Source organism: Spirillospora sp. NPDC049652 (assembly GCF_040675125.1).
Taxonomy (GTDB): domain Bacteria; phylum Actinomycetota; class Actinomycetes; order Streptosporangiales; family Streptosporangiaceae; genus Spirillospora.
In genome coordinates, this window is sequence record NZ_JBFAOF010000631.1 from 1 (window position 1) to 4,346 (window position 4,346).

Annotated in this window: 2 protein-coding genes; one reads left to right on the forward strand and one right to left on the reverse strand. The window is 73.3% G+C overall.

Annotated features, from left to right (window positions below):
• Positions 1-2,023 precede the first annotated feature (2,023 nt).
• On the forward strand, positions 2,024-3,043 hold the full coding sequence (locus AB0J52_RS29475) for a hypothetical protein (RefSeq protein WP_500185814.1): 1,020 nt from the start codon (positions 2,024-2,026) through the stop codon (positions 3,041-3,043).
• A gap of 64 nt (positions 3,044-3,107) precedes the next feature.
• Here AB0J52_RS29475 and AB0J52_RS29480 read toward each other — a convergent pair whose 3' ends face one another.
• Entirely contained in the window at positions 3,108-4,016 is a 909-nt protein-coding gene (locus AB0J52_RS29480) for a hypothetical protein (RefSeq protein ID WP_500185816.1), read from the reverse strand.
• Between the last annotated feature and the right edge of the window lie 330 nt (positions 4,017-4,346).

Here is a 4,346-nt window from a genome sequence, read left to right on the forward strand (position 1 = left end):
CCCGCCTCGGCCCTCGCACTCCCGCCCCTTCCCGGAGGTCCCGCACCCGGGCGACGTCCGCGTGGCAGGCGGCCCACCCCGCCGCCCCCGCGTGGCCGAACCCCCCGCCCCGCCCCGGCCGGCCATGGCCCCCAGCCGTCCGGACGAGCCCGCGCCCCCCATGCCGCCTCCAGGCCCCGCGCCGTCCCAGCGTCCGGAGCCCTACAGCTTCCCCAGCGAGGCCGCGCAGCAGGGAATTTCAACCCCCTCTGACAGCTTCCCGCCGCCCACCGAACCTCTCCTGCCCCCAGCGGCTCCAGCCCCGCCAGGCCACCGCCATCCCGGCTCGCAGCCCCTCCCCACGTCGTCGGGCTCCGAGCCAGCAGGAACGCCACCCGACCAGGGCCCGCTCCCTCGATCCGGCGGACCGACCAGATCCCTTTCACTTCCCGCTGACCAAGACCAATCGACATCGTCGGCCCCGCCCGCAACGTCCGACCCGCGCGCATGGTCTGCGCCCTCCGCGCCGTCAGGCTCAGCCCGAGCGGAACCGCCGTTCGAGCAGGGCTCGCCCATGCCGCCCGCCGAATCGTCCGCCCCGCCTGAGCTCCCCGCATCGGCCGGACCTCCCGAGTCGTCTGCGCCGCACCTGCCGTCCGCATCGTCCGAGCCGTCCGTGTCGTCAGGCTCAGCCCGAGCGGAACCGCCGTTTGATCAGAGCTCGGCCATGCCGTCCGCCGAATCGTCCGCGCCGCCTGGGCTCCCCACGTCGGCCGGGGCCGCCGGGACGTCTGCGTCGTCTGGGGTGGGCGAGGGGGCCTCGCTGCGGTGGGATGCGGGATCCGTGCAGCCGACCAGGCCGGATATCGCGGTGTCGTTCCCTTCGCCTGCAACCTCCACGCCGCCGTCTGCGGCGTCTGCCGAGGGAGACGGTTTCCCAGGTCAGGTGGACGTCGCGTCGTCGTCCTCGTCGGACTGGACGCCTGTCTCCACCAGCGGACACGGGCACGAAGCGCTGCCCCCTCCGGCTGGGGGCCCTGCGGGGTTGCGGCCGGATGCACCGAGCGAGCCTGGATACAGCGCACCCGAGGCCGGGGCCCGGGATAACGGCCGGGGGACGGACGCCGAGCCTGAACAGCGCGTTCTGTCGTCCGAAGCGGATGATCCGTGGACGACCGTGCGCCGGCCCAGTGTTGTCGAGGCGGCGGCCACTCCTCGCGTCGCGCCGCCCCCGCTGCCTGACTCGACCGACCGAGAAGCAGACGAGGCCGACGAACCCTGGGAACCCGCCCTCAAGCCGAATCCCCCGGCGCAGCCTGAAGCGCACTCGGCGGACGTCCACGAATCACCGGGAGCGGGCCAGTCATCTCCGATCCCCCCGGACGGACACGATCCCTGGCGGAGCGCGCCTAGGCCGTACGCAGCGGAACCTGCGAAAACCTCTCCGGCTCCTGGGCCGGACGGCGATGATCCAGCCGTGGAAGACGACGAACTCTGGATGACCGTGCGCAAGCCGGAGACCGCCGGGCCGTCCGCCCCCCGACGCGACGCGCCCTTCGGCCAGGGCACGGCCGCGACGTCGGATGCGGACGACGCCCTGACCGCAGCCGCGCCCGCTGGGGAAGCGGACCGCTACGGCGAGGACGCGAGAACGCAGGATTCGGATATTGCACGCCCCAGCTTTGCCGAGACCACGTTCCCTTCGCAGGAGCACGAGGTTGCGTCCGCCTCCTCGGAAGGCGACACCGCGCACCCGCAGCCAGAGCCGGAAGAGTTCCGTCGCGAGAACGCGGTCTTCTCCGCCGAAGTAGGCACGAGCCACCAGACCCCGGCTCCGGACGCTGCGGAGCCGCTTCACCCGGAAGGCGAGCCGCCTCTGACAGCGAGCCCGGGACGACATCGGCTTCCTCCGGCCGACGCCGAATACCCGACCGACCCGCCGGACATCGACCCATACGCCCCGATTGGTGAGGGCCTCTCGGACCGGCCGCCGCCCCAGCGCCCCGCCCCGGCTGCCGAAACCGAGCCGCTCGATCACCCTCACGTGCTTCAGCCCCCGTCGCACGACTACTCCTCCGAGCAGGCGGAACGTCCGTCCGAAACGAGGCCGGATCCGATCGTCCCCGCCCGCGTGCACCGGGCCGTCCGGCGTCCCAAGGGCCACGTGCGCAACGGCGACATGACCCGCCTCGACCGGCGCGCGCGCCGCGCTCTCGTGGACGAGTTCGTCGGGGACTTCGTAGGCGGCCCCACCTGGCAGGCCCTCCTGGTCGTCCTGGAAAGCGCGTTCCCGGGGCTCGGCGTAGGCGCGACCCTCGCGACGAGCGCGGACGAGATCTGGGGCGAGATCGCCGCCCTGGACGAACGCGGAGCGGTGGCGCGCATAGGCGTGCCCCTATGGCTCGGCCCCATGGGACTGGAAGTAGACCTCAGCGCGCACAGGCGCACCACCGCCGACAACGGGAGTCATCCTCGTCCGCGTGCGGCCCGTCCCTACGCGAAGGCGCTGGTCGTCGACACCGTCGATCCGCTCCGGTACCACCGGCCGGTCAGCGGGCCCAGCGCGCCTCACGACCATCCCGGCGAGGCCGACCCGCTGGGCGACGCGTTGGACTTCGAAGCGGATCCGCTCACCGACCCGCCGTCCGCCGACTCGCCGGAAGGCTTCCGGGGGCACGAGCCCGGCCGGTCCGGCAGGTTCGACGTGCCCTTCGACCAGCCACGAGAGGACGATCGCGGGCGCGCTCACAATGACGACGAGGACGACACCGGAGTCGTGATCGTCGCGGACCTCACCGCGACCGGAGTCCGCGTCCTGGACGCCCCGGCGCTGTGGCGCCACGCCTCCCGGATCGTCGCGGGCACGCTGCGCGATCCGCACCGTCCCGAGACCTGGACGCTGACCCGCCGCACGCTGCGGTCGCTGAGGCGCGTCGTCCTGCTCGACCCCCGGCTCGGCCTGGGCGTGTGTCTCGGCGTGGACGACCGGCACGCCCCGCGCTGCCTCCTGGCCTTCCGCATCGACCGCACGGAGGTGGCGACGCCCCGCTTCGTCCGCCCCTAGACGGCCGACGCGCCGGACGATCCCGCAGGGGCCCGTCCGGCGCGTCCTTCACCTCGCGGGGGGGTCACTCCTCGGTGCGCAGCCAGCCCAGCTCGCACTGCTGGTCGTCGGGCAGGTCCCGGATCTGGAAGGCGAGATCGCGAGGGTCGTCGACCTCCCCGGACGCCGCCGCCGAATCGGAGGGGAACAGCCCGCACCAGACGATGTCCTGAGCCCGGACGGCAGCGAACGAACCCAGCCGGACGAGCCCGTCCCCGCGCAGATGCGCCAGCTCGGTGAGCAGAGCCGTCAGCCCGGACGGATCGTGCGGGTCGTCCAGCCCGCGCACGTACGAGAACAGCTCCTCCGCCAACGCGTCCGAGCGCCGGCCCGACAGGTAGTAGGACGTTCCGAGGAACCCGCCGCCCGCCTGCGCGCCACGCTGGTCGCGGATCCGGACGCGCAGCCCGTACTCGGCGGCGCACCGCTCGAACGCCTCGACCAGCAGGGCTTCGGCCTCGCCGTCCTCGCTCAGCACCAGTCCGGAGACCACGCCCTTCTCGGACGCGAGCCGGTCGAGCATCTCCTGGTGCAGTTCCCGGACGTCCTGCTCGACGGCGTCCAGGGAGCGGGCGAGGGCGTGCTGCGCCTCCCGGTCGAGTTCGACCTCCGCGTACTGCGCGGACAGTGTGCCGAGTTCCCTCTCCACCCGGTCCACGCGGTCGGCGAGGGCGTCCAGATGAACGACCAGCTCCGGGGACGGCCCGGGCTGCACGGCGGGCCGGTCCGGCACCGGCGCCTCGGGCGGCGGAGCCTGGACGGAGCGGTCGAGGTCGGCGCGCATCGCGTCCTGCCTGCGGGTGAGGTCGGCCACCCGGTCACGCAGTTCGCGCAGCTCCGCCTGGGCACGGGGGAGCCGCTTGTCGGACGCCAGATACAGTTCGCGCCCGGCGATCGCCAGGCATAGCAGCACCAGGATCACGGTGGTGGTCATACAGCTCCCTCGGGGGCGGGCACCGCACCCAACCTAACCACCCGAGGCGCGGCTGACCCCGGCCGCGCGGCATCTCGTCCGAAACACGCGACCATTCCCCGTCCGCGCACCGCTTCCGCCCGGAAAACGGTCGTCCCGAAACCAGGCTTACGGCCGGTCCAACACCGGCGTCCGCAGCCGTCAGCGACCAGCCGCATACCGCCCGCCACCTGCCCTCCCGCAAAGGCGGAGCGGCCGCGAGACGGGCGGTTGAGCAGCGGGTCAGCCGAAGAGGTCGAGGATGTCGAGGAAGGCGTCCGCGCCGTCCACCACGGCATGGGCGGCAGCGTG

Coding starts and splice junctions, on each gene's coding strand:
- AB0J52_RS29480 (WP_500185816.1), bottom strand. CDS start 4,016: ATGACCACCACCGTGATCCTGGTGCTGCTATGCCTGGCGATCGCCGGG.